This is a genomic window from Halanaerocella petrolearia (assembly GCF_054657875.1).
Genome location: NZ_BAAHXW010000002.1, coordinates 178491 through 194163, shown reverse-complemented (window position 1 = coordinate 194163; position 15673 = coordinate 178491). Strand labels below are relative to the sequence as shown.

Here is a 15673-nt window from a genome sequence, read left to right as displayed (position 1 = left end):
ACGTTATCTTAATTGTTTAAAGAACTTCTTTATAATTTGACTAGATTCAACTTCTAAAACTCCTGTTTCTATATCTAACTGATGATTTAACTCATCATTATTTACTATATTAAAGATACTTTCAGCAGCGCCTCCTTTAGGATCAGCTGCACCATAAATCAAATTACCAACTCTTGCTTGCACTAATGCCCCAGCACACATAGGACATGGCTCTATAGTAACATATAAGCTACAATCTATCAAACGCCAATTACCAATTTTGTCAGCTGCTTTTTGAATAGCTAAAATCTCAGCATGTGCTGTAGGATCCTGTAAAGATTCCTTCAAATTATGCGCTTTAGCTATAACTTCATCCTCTTTAACAATTACAGCTCCAACTGGTACTTCTTCTTTAGCAAAAGCTTTTTCAGCTTCCTCTAAAGCTAACTGCATATAATGTTGATTTTTATTCATTTAAGTCACCTAACTAAATAGAAATGGCGTGCTCGGGAGGATTTGAACCCCCAACCTTCTGATCCGTAGTCAGACGCTCTATCCAGTTGAGCTACGAGCACATGATTGGCGGAGAGAGAGGGATTCGAACCCTCGCTAGGGCAATATGCCCTACTACAGGTTTAGCAAACCCGCCCCTTCAGCCACTTGGGTATCTCTCCACAGTATCTTATTATAAATCAAAAATGGCGGAGGGGGTGGGATTCGAACCCACGGTGCGCATAAACGCACAGCAGATTTCAAGTCTGCCACCATAAGCCGGACTCGGACACCCCTCCAAGTTGCATTCATTAATTATATATCATTTAAGAAGGCTTGTCAAGAAAAAATAATATTGATTTTGTAGTCTTTCTCTTTCAAGACGACACTTAATATATTAGCATAAGAATTATCTTAAGTCAAATACCTATTTCTATAAAATGAATCTAAAATTTAACAGACAGCTAAGAGCTGTGGCACAGGGTCCCACTTTATATCAACAATTATCCCTAAAAAAGACAAAAAACTATCATTTCTTTATATGTACAGGTAGGAGAGAATGAATACTCTCCTACTCCACTTTCTCTTAATAGTCATTTCCCAATAGTAATAAGATAAGAATCAGGAATACAACAAAAGCTCCTTCATCGTCAAAGAAACTATTAATACCACTCACTTATCTCCCCCCCTTTTTCTTCTATGCTAACAAAATAAAACTATTAAAAGATTCTACTCCAAAGTATCTTATCATCATACAAATAATAATAAGAGAACTAACCAAATAAGAAAATTAGAATCAAATCCTCCTCCATAATCACCCATCTGTTCCCCCCCTTTCTATTCTTACTTTAATTTATGTAATAACAGGATAACTCGTTAATGTTTTATCCAAAAAAATAAAAATGAGAGCAACCTTTTACAGTTACTCTCATTATCTTTAGATTAATAATTTTCTTCTTTTAGTTCAAAGTAGTCCTGAGGGTGGGCACAAGCAGGACATTTTTCTGGTGCTACTTCTCCAGTATGTACATAACCACAATTATCACACTTCCATCTAACTTCTTCTTCTTTTTTAAATATTTTACCTTCTTGCAGATTAGTAAGTAACGCTAAATATCTCTCTTCATGTTCTTCTTCTACCATAGCAATTCTTCTAAAAACTTCAGCAATCTTAGGAAATCCTTCCTCTTTAGCTACTTGAGCAAACTTAGGATATAATTCAGTATGTTCTTCATTCTCTCCAGCAGCTGCTGCTTTTAAGTTTTCTTCTGTAGTACCAATTACTCCAGCTGGATATTCAGCTGTAATCTCAACATTTCCACCTTCTAAAAACTTGAAAAATCTTTTTGCATGCTCCTTCTCATTACGCGCCGTTTCTAAAAAGATAGCTTCAATCTGTCTATACCCTTCTTTTCGTGCTTGCGAAGCAAAATAAGTATACCGGTTTCTAGCTTGAGACTCTCCAGCAAAAGCTTTAAGTAAATTCTCTTCAGTTTTAGTCCCTTTTAATTCAGGCATCACTAACCACTCCTTAAATATATGCTAGTAAATATTATTAAATAAAGATGCTATCCATTCCTGCTAACTCGATTTAAAAGGTATAATTAAATCTGATTTTCAACGAAATAAACCGAAAAAAGTAAGCTATCAATTAAATTACCGAAAAAAAGCGGAAAAAATCCAATAAGATATTGACGATTAAAGATAAATTGGTTTATAATTTAAATAGATGTAAAAATGTTCAAGAGGTGGTAATTATGGGAATAGGAGTCAATGTAGCTTATTGTGGATGGGATTCAGGCTATGACACATGTAAATTAATCACTAATCAAATGACAGATTGTAATCAAGAGCCTTTAACATTTCCTAGCCTAGCCAAAGAAAGATCTACAAGTATTATAGATAAAAAAGAGTTAGGCATTGATAACGCTTTTGGAAAGAAAAGAATGCTAATTGAAGTCCAAGATAATAATGATAATCAATGGTATGATTTTATGGTAGGTGATTATATAGTTAATCAATTAGAAACTGGTGGAACTAATTATGAAGTAAATAAATATGAGTCTGCAGAAGAGCTAGCCAAATTATTAGCTGGTCTATCTACCTTATACCCTAATGCTAATAGAATTCATATTGATCAATTGGTCACTGGTTTACCTATTCAACACCATCGGAATCATAAAAAAAGTATGAAAGAAAGATTTGAAGGAGAATTTAAAAGTAAGATAAATACTAAAAATGGCGAAAGAATGACTGTTCACTACAAAATTGATAACGTCGTTGTTATTCCTCAAGCAGCTGGAGCATTATTATACTATCTAAATCAAAATCAAGATTTAGATATAATGAAAGAAAAGATTGCAATCCTTGATGTAGGAGGTCGAACAACAGATGGACTAGCCTATAATTGCGGAGAAATAATCAATGAATCACCTTTTAGCTCTGATATAGGCATGTCTAATGTCTTTAGAGCAGTTAGTAATCATCTCAATATAGATGAAAACTTAATTAGAGAAACAGTCATTAATAATCAAGATACTATTACTTATAACCAAGAAGAGCAATCAATTAAAGAAATTAGAGATAATTACTATTGTGAATTATCCAAAGAAATATTTAAAGCTACCAGAAATGAATGGCGAGATTTTATTAGTTTAGTCAATCAAGTATTAATTGTTGGAGGGGGCGCAGAATTCTTAGAGCCTTACCTCAAGAATAACTTTGGGAAAATAGGAATTGAAGTCATCCCTAACCCTCAATTAGCAAATGTTTTGGGGTATCTATTACGTGCCGAAACTATCTACAATAAACAAAACAAAAGTAGGGAGTAGATACTATGAGTAAAGACTTTAAGTTAAGAATAGATGTTACCTTCTCTGATAAAAATATGTCATATGCAACTCTAAACTGGCTTAAGAAAAAATATCATAAGTATGCTGGTAACAAAACAGAGTTTATTAGGCAATTAATTAATTCTTTATATAAGTATGAACAAGGTGTTATTGAAAATGAAGGAAAACAAGAGCTAAAAGAAGAGATACTCGGTTATGTAATAAAAAATCTTAACTTTGAGGATGCAGAATTAAATCAACAAAAGACTAAGTTGGTTAATGATATCTCAAATAAACAAGCTCAAACTCAAGATATACTACTTGATCAATTAGAAAATATATAATCAAAATTTAAAAATAGATAAAGGGCCAACTTTAAAGTTGGCCCTTTATCTATTATAAAACTTGTATAATTATCCTACTCTTACTGCTGATCATAAGCCTTTTTGTAAATTTCTTCTAGCTCGCTTACTCTTGGCTTACGTGGGTTAGCAGGAGTACACTGATCATTAAATGCTACATCAGCCATTTCACTAATCTTCTCTTCAAACTCATCCCACTCAATACCATAATCAGCAAGTGTTAGTGGCATATCTAACTCAGTCATTAAGTCTTCAATAGCAGTAACTAAATTTTCTACCTTTTCTTCTTCTGTTTCGCCACCTAAGCCTAGAGCATCAGCAATCTCTGCATACTCTTCACCAGCTTGGTGATATCTATAATTAGGGAAGATTGCCCACTTAGTAGGTGTAGCAGCATTATATCTAATTACATGTGGCATTAAGATTCCATTTGCTAATCCATGTGGTAAATGGAACTTTCCACCTAAAATGTGAGCTAAACTGTGATTAATACCTAAGAAAGCATTAGTAAAGGCAATTCCAGCCATGCAAGATGCGTTATGCATCTTCTCTCTAGCTTCTCTATCCTGCTCACCATTCTTATAAGCACGTGGTAAATACTCAAATACCGTTCTGATTGCTTGTAAAGCTAAAGCATCAGTATAATCAGAAGACATAGTAGCAACATAAGCTTCAATAGCATGTGTTAAAACATCAACACCAGTATTAGCAGTTACACTAGCTGGCACAGTCATTGTTAAATCAGGATCAATAATAGCCATATCTGGAGTCAACTCATAAGAAGCTAGTGGATACTTAATATCATTTTTCTTATCAGAAATCACAGCAAAAGAAGTTACCTCAGAACCTGTACCACTAGTTGTTGGTACAGCAATAAATTTAGCCTTTTCACCTAATTCTGGAAATTCATAAGTTCTCTTCTTAATATCAGCAAAACGAAGCTTTAAGTCTCTAAAGTTAGCTTCTGGATGCTCATAGAATAACCACATTCCCTTGGCAGCATCCATTGGTGATCCACCACCAAGAGCAATAATTGTATCTGCATCAAAGTCTTCAATCATTTCTTTCCCTTTCATCACTGTTTCTACAGATGGATCTGGTTCAACTTGATCAAAGACTCTATATTCAATACCTGCTTCTTCTAAATAATCTGTTACTTGTTCAACATATCCTAAATCAACCATTACTTCGTCAGTAATAACAGCTGCTTTATTACCTTCTTCGTCAGCCAACTTAGCTAAAGAACCCGATTCAAGATAAATTTCAGGTGGTACTTTAACCCACAATCTTTCTGTCTTACGTTTAGCAACTGTCTTAACATTATATAAGTGATCAACCGTTACATTTTCACTAACTGCATTACCACCAAAAGTTCCGCAACCTAAAGTTAAAGATGGAGCAAAGTTATTATAAAGATCTCCAATTCCACCTAAAGCACTTGGAGCATTAACAATAACTCTTCCTACCTGTAACTTCTTACCAAACTCATTAATTACTTCATCATCATTAGAATGTACCACTGCTGAGTGACCTAAGCCACCAAATTCAGTCATATCAATAGCTCTTTGAATTCCTTCATCAGAGTCTTCAGCTTCAATTAAAGCTAAGATAGGACTTAACTTCTCTCTAGACAATGGATAATCCGGGCCAACTCCATCAATTGGTGCTACTAAAACTACTGTATCTTCTGGAACTTCAATATCTGCCATTTCAGCAATCTTCGTAGCAGACTGACCTACAACCTCAGCACTCATAGCATTTCGTTCTTTATCAATAGCTACATCTTCTACCTGCTTAAGTTCTTTCTCATCTAACATATAACAATGATTCTGTACTAATAATTCTTTAGCCTCTTGGGCAATATCCTGGTCTAAAATAATTGCCTGCTCCGAAGCACAAATAGTTCCATTATCAAAAGACTTACTCATTACTACATCATTAATAGCTTGCTTTAAATTAGCAGATTTCTCTACATAAGCTGGAACATTACCAGGGCCAACACCTAAAGCAGGAGTTCCAGAACTATATGCTGCTTTAACCATACCAGAACCACCAGTAGCTAAAATCATATCAATATCATCATGTTTCATCAAAGCATTTGTAGCTTCTAAAGAAGGTTCACTAATCCAACCAATGCAACCTTCTGGAGCTCCAGCTTCAACTGCAGCATCATGTAATACCCTTGCAGCTTCAGCACTACACTCTAAAGCACGAGGATGGAAACTAAATACAATTGAATTACCAGCTTTTAGAGCAATTAGTGCCTTGAACATAGCAGTAGAAGTTGGATTTGTTGTAGGTGTAATACCAGCAATAACACCAACTGGTTCAGCAATCTTAACTGTTCCTTGTCTTTTATCTTCTTCTAAAACACCAACTGTCTGCTTATCTTTAATATCATTATAAATATGTTCCGTAGAGAATAGATTCTTAGCTATCTTATCTTCATAAACCCCCATTCCAGTATCCTCTACAGCTAACTTAGCCAATTCAATATGCTTATCAACACCAGCTAGAGCCATCTCTTCTACAATCTTATCAATTTCTTCTTGACTCATTTCAGCTAATTGTTCCTGCGCCTCTTCTGCCTTAGCAACCAATCCATCAACCATCTCTTGAGCTTTAGATCTCTCTTGTACTTGTTCTTCTTGAACTGCCATCTTACTTTTGCCTCCTTATAAACTTATTGTTATTGTTTTAACAAAGATTATAAAAAATTTAAGATCAATCAATTAATTATCTTTTCAAATTAATAAACATTGTGTTCACATTCACATTGCCACCTAAAAAAACAACTCGAAAACAACACTTTGTGTCCAAATTCACATTGATTTTTAAAAAAACCAGTTTCTTAAAACTGACTACTATTATCTTTCAATTAAATAATAGCATAACTAGATTTATCTGTCAAGAAGTTTTGTGAAAAAAATATCATTATTCTTCTATCTTAAAGGAGAGTCTTAATAATCCTTCTGTCAAATGTTCATTCTCTATTTTAATATCTTGCGGACATTTTAAATCAACAGGAGCAAAATTCCAAATCCCTTTAATTCCTGCTCGAACCATTTTATTTGCTATCTCCTGTGCAGCCTTTTCTGGTACAGCAATGATTCCTAGATTAATATTATTATCTTTAATATAATCCTCTAATTCATCTACATTTTTAACCTCAAGGCCATTTATTTCTAAACCAGTTAATCTAGGATTAATATCAAAGACTGCTGATAAATAGAAACCACGTCTTTTAAAATCAGTTGAATTAACTAAAGCTTGACCTAAATTACCAACACCTACTAATACCATATTACTCTTCTTTTCAATGCCCATAATCTTAGCCAAGGCTAGATATAACTTATCTATATTATAACCATAACCTTGTTGCCCAAAATTACCAAAATGATTTAAATCTTGACGTAGTTGTGGAGCAGAAACATCTACAATCTCTCCTAATTCCCGAGAAGATATCCGTTCCACCCCTCTTTTCTTTAACCTCTCTAAAGCCCGATGATACTTAGGCAACCTTTTAATTACTGCTGCAGGAACAACAATTGACTCTCCTTCTTTAGTAACCATTTCACAATTTCCTCCTTACTTACTCATGACGATGAAATTCTTTTGAACCTATCTCATCTATCATTTTCTGGGCTTCTTTATTTTCTACAGACTGTTCTGTTTTTGCCTCAGCACCAAAACCATTAACTTGTTTAGTCGTTATTTTACTATTCATTAAAGTACCAGGCCCACCAACACAACCTCCTGTACAACCCATACCTTCAATAAAATAGTTCTCATATTGACCAGCTTGGGCCAACCTTAAAGTCTTAATACACTCTTCTAATCCTTCAGCATTTACTGTATCAAATTCTTGAGTTGGATCAATCTCTTTTGCCGAACCGGTAACTGCTTTAACTAATCCACCTGCTCGCCCAAAAGTTCTTCCAGCATCGGAAGCTTCTGTGAATTTATCATCTGCTTCTATATTAACTAAATTAATTTCAGCTCCTACCAAAATAGAACCTATTTCTTCAAAAGTTAATACACCATCAACTTCATCATAAGCTAATGCTTCATCTTTCTTAGCAATACATGGCCCTATAAATACTATTTTAGCATCTGGAGCTTGATTTTTCAATGCTTTAGCTATAGCTATCATTGGAGAAACTACACTAGAGGCTTTATCCTCTAACTCTGAAAACTCCTGTCTAATTAAATTAAAAAATGATGGACAACAAGAAGTAGTTAAATAATCCTGTTCTTTAGGCACTTTATTTAATAATTCTGTAGTCTCTTCTATAGCAACAATATCTGCACCCAAAGCTACTTCATGAACTTGGTCAAATCCTAGTTTACTCAATCCAGTCTTAACTTGAGCTGAACTAACTTGTGGGCCAAACTGTCCTACAAAAGAAGGAGCTAAGACAGCAATAGTTTCTTCCTTCTTTAACATTTCAATCGTCTGTACAATATGTGATTTATAGGTGATAGCTCCAAAAGGACATCCTTGAATACAAGAACCACAGGAGACACAATGATCATGATCAATATTAGCATGCCGCTGACCATTAGCTTGAATAGCATCAACTCCACAAGCAGACTCACAAGGACGAGTCATCTCCAAAATAGCATTATAAGAACAAGACTTCTTACATAGACCACACTCTACACATTTATCCTGATCAATATAAGCCCGATTCTGAACAATCACAATAGCATCACGTGGACAAGCATTCATACAACTATGATCAACACAGTTCCGACAAGCATCACTAACTCTATACTTATCTAATGGACAACGATCACAAGCAATATCTAAGATGTTGACAGTTGGCCCAGTTACTTCTTCAAGTTCTAATGATTCTGTTACTACATCACTCAAATCAGCAGTTTCACCATTAGGCTCTAAACCCAAAGCTGACTTGATTCTGTCATTAACAATTGCCCGTTCTTTATGCACACAACAACGATACCCTAACCCTTCTTCTGGAATTATCTCTTTAGGTAATTGATTAATTTCTTCTTCTAGTCTATCCTCTAAAGATAACTTAGCCACTTTATTAAATACCTTCCGTCTCAGTTTAGTAATCTCTGATACATCCTTAGACATAATATGATCCTCCTTATAGTCTTATTAACTCTTTATTTAATTAGTAAACTTCTTAATAAATATAACTTTATTGATATATTGTGTCACTTTTAGTGACACAGCTATCAGCTATGTGCTATCAGTCATCAGCTAATTCAAAACCTTTAAATTCAAAAACTAAATTCTTACAATACCTGCGTTTCAAGGGTTTGATATGTACTTATGATTTTGAACTTGATTTAGCTCATAGCACATAGCAGACAGCAAATAGTCGTGGCACGAAAACGCCACTTTATATCAATTAATCATCACTTTACAATTACTTAAACTTTAACTATCAACTATAAACTGTACACTGTTAACTATTATAGCTCTGCTTTAATCAAATCAATTAACTCTTGCGGCTTAGAAGGAGCATAAACCTTGCCTTCTAACTCAACTGCTGGCGCAGTATTACATTTATCTAGACAGTTGACTGCTTCAATCTCTAGATTAATATCCTCTTTTTCTTTTATTTCCTCAGCAGCAGAGATTAAGTTCTGAGCTCCCATCAAATGACAAGGTGTTCCAACACAAACTTTTAGTTTCATAACTTATCCTCCTTTGGTAACTAAAACCATTCTATATTAACTATCTTTCCTCGTTTTTCTAAAATTTTAATTAACTTTTCTATTATCTGTTTTCTAATTGACATCTCTTCAGGTAACTTAAGACTATGATGAGCTGGATTAACTGATTGACCTACCAGTAACTTGACTTGATCACTTTCTAATAATAATTTAGCTAATTTAGTTGCACCATCTTTCTTTGCAGGTAAATCCTCTTGGCATTCTGCATTACTAAGTCGCTCTAAGGTCTTATTAAGTGTCAACAAGCCTTCTGTTACCAAGTCAATACCTTCTATTTTAGAGATAGGTGGTACATCTTCATCATAATAAGCTAATTCGACCTCTAATTCACAATCAAGTTCTCTAGCCACAATTTGAGCTGTAGTTCCTCCAGAGACTACCTTCTTACTATTATCAGTAATTAACTTATTGACTACTATTTTATCTTCTTCTTCTTCTTTAGGTGGTCCAGTAAATAAAGTTACTTGTCTTTGGGACCTATACTTAACTACAACAGCTGTTGTATCATCACCAGGCTCCATACAATAATAAGCTTCACATAGCTCTACTAACTTGTTAGCAATCTTATTGCTACTATCATACTCTTTAATATACTTTTCTAAATGTTCAGCTACTCCATCCCAACCTAAACCAAAGTTAAGCAGTCCACCAATTCCAGCATGTACTACTCCATCACTAACTAACATTATCATTTCATCTCTATTTAATTTAAAATGTGCCTCTTTAATCTCCTTATCACCCACCTGTCTTTCTTCCATCTCTATCTGCGAGATCTCACCTTGCTGATTAATAAAGAATGATGCTGGATTATCAAGTTCAACTAAATAGCATCTTCCATCATTAAAGACTTGTAAGACAGATAAAGTAGAATAAGCCAACTTCCGCTCTTGACAGACAGGTAAAGTCTGAGTAATTGTATCTACTACTTCCTCAATTGGTATTCCTTTTTCTAATAGTCCACTAGCAATCTTAGTGGTTAAAGTAGACAAAATATTAGCCTTAACTCCACTTCCTAATCCATCAGATAAAACAATAATTTTTGATTCTTCATTACCTACTATCTCTACATTATCTCCACATAACTCTTCTCCAGATTTGGAAACGCGAGCAGCACTAGCTTCTACATGCATCTATCGCTCCTCCTCTTTCATTAATTCTCTAACTTCATGCAAGATTGCCTTAGTTTCAGAAGTAGACTCACCTAGTAATCCAGCTATCTCTTGAGCTACTTTCATCTGTTTATGAATTACAGCATTAGCCTTCTCTAAAGTAGTCTCTTTCATTTGAGTTACCTTCTCTTTATGTTTCTCTTGCTCTGTGACATCAGTTAAAATGCCAAGTACTAAATCATAGTCAGGTAATGGAAAGATAGATTCCTCTACTACTACATCATACTGTTGATATTCAACCTTCTTACGAGAAATACACTTTTTACTCTCCCAAACATTCATAAAGTCTTCTGGATCAAGATACCGGCGTAATTTATTCCCAATAGGAAATTCTTGATTACGATTAAAGAGTTCATTAGCCTTTGGATTAAACTTTTGAATTACCATCTTCTTATTAACTACAATAATAGCATTAGGAGATGACTCTACAATTATATCAGCTAGTGATTCTAATTTTCCCTTCATATAAGGAATACACATTCTAATTTCAGCTAATCCTTGATAGACAGCAATAGCTTTTTCGCGACAAGAATCATATCCACAACCACCACAATCTAATTCATCTTCTGATGTAAACTTTCCAATCTGTGATAGAATCAGCCTAATCTGGTTTTCAGTCGGCATATTATTTTCAAATTTTCGGTTATTATAGCTACGAGATAAATCAATCTCTAATTCTGATTCCACTACCCTTTCTTTATTCATCTTATTTTGGGCATAATTTACAATTTTTTCTCTTCTAGCATTCACTCCTAATGAAGAAGAAAATGCTGGTCCACTAATACAACCTCCTGCACAAACCATAGCCTCAATAAACTGAGGAGTAATCTCACCAGCAGATAGATCCTTAAAGGTATTAATACATTCTTCTAGTCCTGAAACAGATAAAATATCATTACCAAAGCCTGAGTCCATCTTAGCCGCCTTTAAAACACCATTCTCAACTGGAAAAGCAGCTGACCAAGAAGAAACTGAATGATCAAAAGAATCTACTTCTAAATTACCAATATCAATATCTTTTTGAGTTAATAATTGTTGTAATTGCTCAAAAGTGATAGCCAAATCAACAGCTCCTTGTGAACTATCCCAATCTATCTCATCAAGCTTAGCAATGCAAGGTCCAATAAATACGACTTTAACATCATCATGCCTTTTCTTAATTAATTTTCCATGGGCTACCATAGGAGAAATAGTTGGTGCTAAATAAGGAATCAACTCCGGATAATGCATTTCTACCAAATTAATTACAGCCGGACAACAAGCTGATATAAGTGGTTTATCTCGCTTAGCTAATAAATTACTATAATACTGTGCTACCACATTAGCACCTAAAGCCGTCTCTTCTACAGCAAAAAAACCTAAATCTTTTAAAGCAGCTACTACCTGTTCTGGCTGATAATCGAAAGCTGCTACAAAAGAAGGAGCTATACTAGCTACTAGTCTCTCTTCTTTTAGATTATCTTCTAATTTAGTTAATTGATTGGTAACCTCTTTCGCATTCTGAGGACAAACTTCGATACATTGACCACACTGAATACATTTGTCAGTTACTATTTCAGCCTGCCCTCCTTTATTACCAATTGCTTTTAAAGAGCAATTTCTAATACATCGATGACAATCCTTACAATCTGATTCACTTAGTGTAATAATACTCACTTAAATCTCCCCTTTAAGTTGGGACTTAAATATATCAGTTATATTGTCTGAATTAACATTAGTTACTGGCTCACCATCAAATTTAACAACCACTCCTTCTGTACACCCCTCTGTACATTTACCTAAACAAAATGAAGCTTTTAAATTAATATCTAACTCACTATATTTTGCTACTAATTTTTTCAACTTTTCTATTACCTTAGGTGCACCTTTCAAATGACAACTACTACCAACACAAACTATAATTTCTTTCATGTTACCAACCCTTTGTTACTTTTTTAACAATCACAGTTAAAAAAACATCAACTAATTTAATAACTTTAATATTATACTACCATACTCCTAATTTATCTACAACCCTCAAATTAAAAGATGAAATTTTTCTAACAAAAAATAAAAAACATCCCTAAAGGGATGTAAATTAATTATTGGCGGAGAGAGGGAGATTCGAACCCCCGCTAGGGCAATATGCCCTACTACAGGTTTAGCAAACCCGCCCCTTCAGCCACTTGGGTATCTCTCCACAGTATTTTATTATAAATTAAAAATGGCGGAGGGGGTGGGATTTGAACCCACGGTGCGCACAAACGCACAGCAGATTTCAAGTCTGCCACCATAAGCCGGACTCGGACACCCCTCCAAGTTTTCAACACTAATTATTATAACTGTTTTTTATTACTTTGTCAAGATAAAATTAATTTTAAATTATTAATTATAAATTAAAATCTCTTTTGATTAAATGAAGTTCTAATCATAGTAACTTCATCCCCTAAATAATAATTAAAACTATATACTATCGGTCTATCTTTAGAAAAAGTAATCCTGATATTCTTTAAAATAGGCTGACTTTGATCAGTACTTAGTAACTGAACTAATTTATCAGTAGCTAAAATTGCTTCTGTTTCATCAGTGGCTTTAGTAGGTTTATGATTATTCTGTCTTAACATATTATAAATAGATTTTTTAGACATATTACTTTCTAATATTTGGAGACAAAGAGCATAAGGAATATAGGACTGCTCAAACCCAACTGCTTTTTCATCAGCTAAAATTACTCGTTCTATCAAAATAACCTTTTCCTCTGCGTTTAAGTTCAATCTATCAATAATTTTTTGTTTCGGTTTAATTAATTCTTTATTTATAATTTTATAACTAGGTTTTTTTCCTTGAGATCTAATATGCTCTTTAACCCCTATTAACCCAGGAAAATCTTTTACACTATTTTCCGATACAAAAGTACCTTGTCTTTCTCTTCTTTCTAAAACTCCTTCATTCACTAAATTTTCAAGAGCCTTCCGCACTGTCATCCGACTTAAATTAAATAGCTTACTTAAATCACGTTCCGAAGGAATTTTTTCTCCAGGTTTATATTCTTTTCTTCTTACTTTTTCTCTAATTAACTTTTCTAGCTGATAATATAATGGGATTTTATTATCCTTTTCTAATTTCATAACCAAACTCCTCTTTCTTTCAACATTTTAAATTTAATTGTATCACAAAATTTTAAAATCACCAAATATAATAGAGCAGAAATTAATTAAGACTAAGAAAAAATATTGCTCATAATTTCCTTAACCTTAGCATTGACCTATATTTTTAATCTACTCTTCTTTTTGCATTACTTTCTCTCCATTACTTGCTATAACTTCTTTATACCAGTCAAAACTTTTCTTTTTACTTCTTTCTAATGTTCCTTCTCCTTGATTATCTCTATCTACATAGATAAATCCATACCGTTTTTTCATCTCTGCTGTAGAAGCACTAACTAAATCAATTGGCCCCCAGGTAGTGTAACCCATTAAATCAACACCATCTGCAATTGCTTCCCCCATCTGTTCAATATGGGCCTCTAAATAATCAATTCTATATTCATCATTGATACTACCATCTTCTTCTACTTCATCTACTGCACCTAATCCATTCTCTACAATAAATAATGGCTTTTGATAACGATCATATAATCGATTAGCAATATATCTTAAACCCTTAGGATCTATTTGCCAATCCCAATCAGTAGATTCTAAATATGGATTTTTAACTCCTCCCACAATATTTCCGCTAACTTGTTCCTTATCTTCAGGAGAAGCACTCACAGCACAGCTCATATAATAACTAAATCCTATATAATCTACTATATTTTCTCTTAAAATTGTTTCATCCTCTTTCTTCATTTCAATATTTATATCATTTTCAGCAAGGAATCGATCCATATAACTTGGATAGTATCCTCTAGCTTGCACATCAGTAAAGAAAAATAACTCTCTTTCTCTTTTCATTACTTTTAAGACATCATCTGGATCACAGCTATATGGATAAAATGGAATAGCAAGTGACATACTTCCAATTTGGGCATCAGGAATGATTTCATGACAGGCTTTAACAGCTAAAGCACTAGCTACAAACTGATGATGAGTAGCTTGATATTTTATCTGTTCTTTATTTTCCTCTTCCTCTAAAATCAGTCCTCCCGCATTAAAAGGAGTATGAAAAATAGCATTAATTTCATTAAAAGTCAACCAGTACTTAACTTTATCCTTATATCTTTCAAATACAACTTTAGCATAGCATTCAAAGAATTTAACTAGCTTTCGATTTCTCCAACCTCCATATTCTTTAACTAAGTGTAAAGGCATCTCATAGTGAGAAATAGTTACTACTGGTTCAATACCATGGTTTAGCAATTCATCAAATAAATTATCATAAAATTGTAATCCTGCTTCATTAGGACTTTCTTCATTCCCTTTAGGAAAGATTCTTGTCCAAGCTATTGATACCCGAAAACAATCAAATCCCATCTCAGCAAATAAAGCAATATCTTCTTTATATCTATGATAAAAATCAATTCCATTATGATAAAGACATTCATCACCAGCCTCTTCATCAATCTCACCTAAGGAACCATTAGGCAATACATCTGCTGTTGAAAGTGCTTTTCCACCTTCTAAATAAGCTCCTTCTAATTGATTAGCTGCAGTAGCTCCACCCCATAAAAAATTTTCGGGAAACTTCTTTTTAACTTTACTAATAATAAATGACCTCCTTATATTTTGATAATAAAATTTACGCTCTAAATTCAAGTGAAAAATTTTCTAAATTACTACAATCCGATTTACTATTATCATACAGATTAAACCGTAATCTGTTCATATAGTGGATAACATTCTGTACATTTCCACTTCATTAATTAACTCTAAAAATATTTTTACTACCTTTGATGCATCCATATAAATTTATTATAATTTAAATAACTTTACTTATTAATAACTAAACCTTACTTCTGATCCATACCAACATCTTTAATAAAGAGTTCTGTTTCTGATACTTATTTACTTATATTTTATAATAATTATATGATTTCTTGGTATATACCAAAGCAGTTAATAAAAAATAGTTAATTTTTAACTTCGAAGTGATTTTATCAAAGTTTAAAATAAATTAAGGTTAAGGGTTTCAAAATCTTACCCTCAACCTT

13 protein-coding genes and 5 tRNA genes are annotated in these 15673 nt (G+C 33.5%); 2 read left to right on the top strand and 16 right to left on the bottom strand.

The window, feature by feature from the left end:
- Window positions 1-3: 3 nt before the first annotated feature.
- The 5 genes from tadA to rbr form a co-directional block, all read right to left on the bottom strand.
- Window positions 4-453: a tRNA adenosine(34) deaminase TadA gene (gene tadA / locus ACYQ39_RS08200; RefSeq protein WP_459842008.1), complete on the bottom strand. Its 450-nt coding sequence runs from the start codon at window positions 451-453 to the stop codon at window positions 4-6.
- A 24-nt stretch (window positions 454-477) separates the two neighbouring features.
- Window positions 478-554: transfer RNA gene (locus ACYQ39_RS08195), tRNA-Arg, on the bottom strand.
- A gap of 5 nt (window positions 555-559) precedes the next feature.
- Window positions 560-653 (bottom strand) — tRNA-Ser (locus ACYQ39_RS08190).
- A 25-nt stretch (window positions 654-678) separates the two neighbouring features.
- Window positions 679-770: transfer RNA gene (locus ACYQ39_RS08185), tRNA-Ser, on the bottom strand.
- A 643-nt stretch (window positions 771-1413) separates the two neighbouring features.
- Window positions 1414-1989: a rubrerythrin gene (gene rbr / locus ACYQ39_RS08180; RefSeq protein ID WP_459842006.1), complete on the bottom strand. Its 576-nt coding sequence runs from the start codon at window positions 1987-1989 to the stop codon at window positions 1414-1416.
- A 239-nt stretch (window positions 1990-2228) separates the two neighbouring features.
- On the opposite strand from rbr, the gene ACYQ39_RS08175 reads away from it, so the two are divergent.
- Both ACYQ39_RS08175 and ACYQ39_RS08170 read left to right on the top strand, forming a co-directional pair.
- Complete coding sequence (locus ACYQ39_RS08175) at window positions 2229-3302, top strand: ParM/StbA family protein (protein ID WP_459842004.1); 1074 nt, start codon at window positions 2229-2231, stop codon at window positions 3300-3302.
- A 5-nt stretch (window positions 3303-3307) separates the two neighbouring features.
- Window positions 3308-3646, top strand: a complete 339-nt coding sequence (locus ACYQ39_RS08170; RefSeq protein WP_459842002.1) for a hypothetical protein — start codon at window positions 3308-3310, stop codon at window positions 3644-3646.
- 80 nt (window positions 3647-3726) lie between these two features.
- Here the strand turns inward: ACYQ39_RS08170 and adhE are convergent, their stop codons facing one another.
- From adhE to ACYQ39_RS08115, 11 genes are all read right to left on the bottom strand, one after another.
- Window positions 3727-6324: a bifunctional acetaldehyde-CoA/alcohol dehydrogenase gene (adhE, locus tag ACYQ39_RS08165; RefSeq protein WP_459842000.1), complete on the bottom strand. Its 2598-nt coding sequence runs from the start codon at window positions 6322-6324 to the stop codon at window positions 3727-3729.
- Window positions 6325-6598: 274 nt separating this feature from the next.
- Window positions 6599-7237, bottom strand: a complete 639-nt coding sequence (locus tag ACYQ39_RS08160) for a redox-sensing transcriptional repressor Rex (RefSeq protein WP_459841998.1) — start codon at window positions 7235-7237, stop codon at window positions 6599-6601.
- Between the two features lie 19 nt (window positions 7238-7256).
- Window positions 7257-8768, bottom strand: coding sequence for a 4Fe-4S dicluster domain-containing protein (locus ACYQ39_RS08155; RefSeq protein ID WP_459841996.1), 1512 nt, complete (start codon window positions 8766-8768; stop codon window positions 7257-7259).
- A gap of 344 nt (window positions 8769-9112) precedes the next feature.
- Window positions 9113-9337, bottom strand: a complete 225-nt coding sequence (locus tag ACYQ39_RS08150; RefSeq protein WP_459841995.1) for an NAD(P)H-dependent oxidoreductase subunit E — start codon at window positions 9335-9337, stop codon at window positions 9113-9115.
- A gap of 20 nt (window positions 9338-9357) precedes the next feature.
- Window positions 9358-10506, bottom strand: coding sequence for a SpoIIE family protein phosphatase (locus tag ACYQ39_RS08145; protein WP_459841993.1), 1149 nt, complete (start codon window positions 10504-10506; stop codon window positions 9358-9360).
- Entirely contained in the window at window positions 10507-12201 is a 1695-nt protein-coding gene (locus ACYQ39_RS08140; protein ID WP_459841991.1) for a [Fe-Fe] hydrogenase large subunit C-terminal domain-containing protein, read from the bottom strand.
- On the bottom strand, window positions 12202-12456 hold the full coding sequence (locus ACYQ39_RS08135; protein WP_459841989.1) for a (2Fe-2S) ferredoxin domain-containing protein: 255 nt from the start codon (window positions 12454-12456) through the stop codon (window positions 12202-12204).
- Window positions 12457-12630: 174 nt separating this feature from the next.
- Window positions 12631-12724, bottom strand: a tRNA-Ser gene (locus tag ACYQ39_RS08130).
- Window positions 12725-12749: 25 nt separating this feature from the next.
- Window positions 12750-12841: transfer RNA gene (locus ACYQ39_RS08125), tRNA-Ser, on the bottom strand.
- Window positions 12842-12920: 79 nt separating this feature from the next.
- Window positions 12921-13652, bottom strand: a complete 732-nt coding sequence (locus tag ACYQ39_RS08120) for a GntR family transcriptional regulator (RefSeq protein ID WP_459841987.1) — start codon at window positions 13650-13652, stop codon at window positions 12921-12923.
- A gap of 150 nt (window positions 13653-13802) precedes the next feature.
- Window positions 13803-15227, bottom strand: a complete 1425-nt coding sequence (locus ACYQ39_RS08115) for a glycoside hydrolase family 1 protein (protein ID WP_459844314.1) — start codon at window positions 15225-15227, stop codon at window positions 13803-13805.
- Window positions 15228-15673 lie beyond the last annotated feature (446 nt).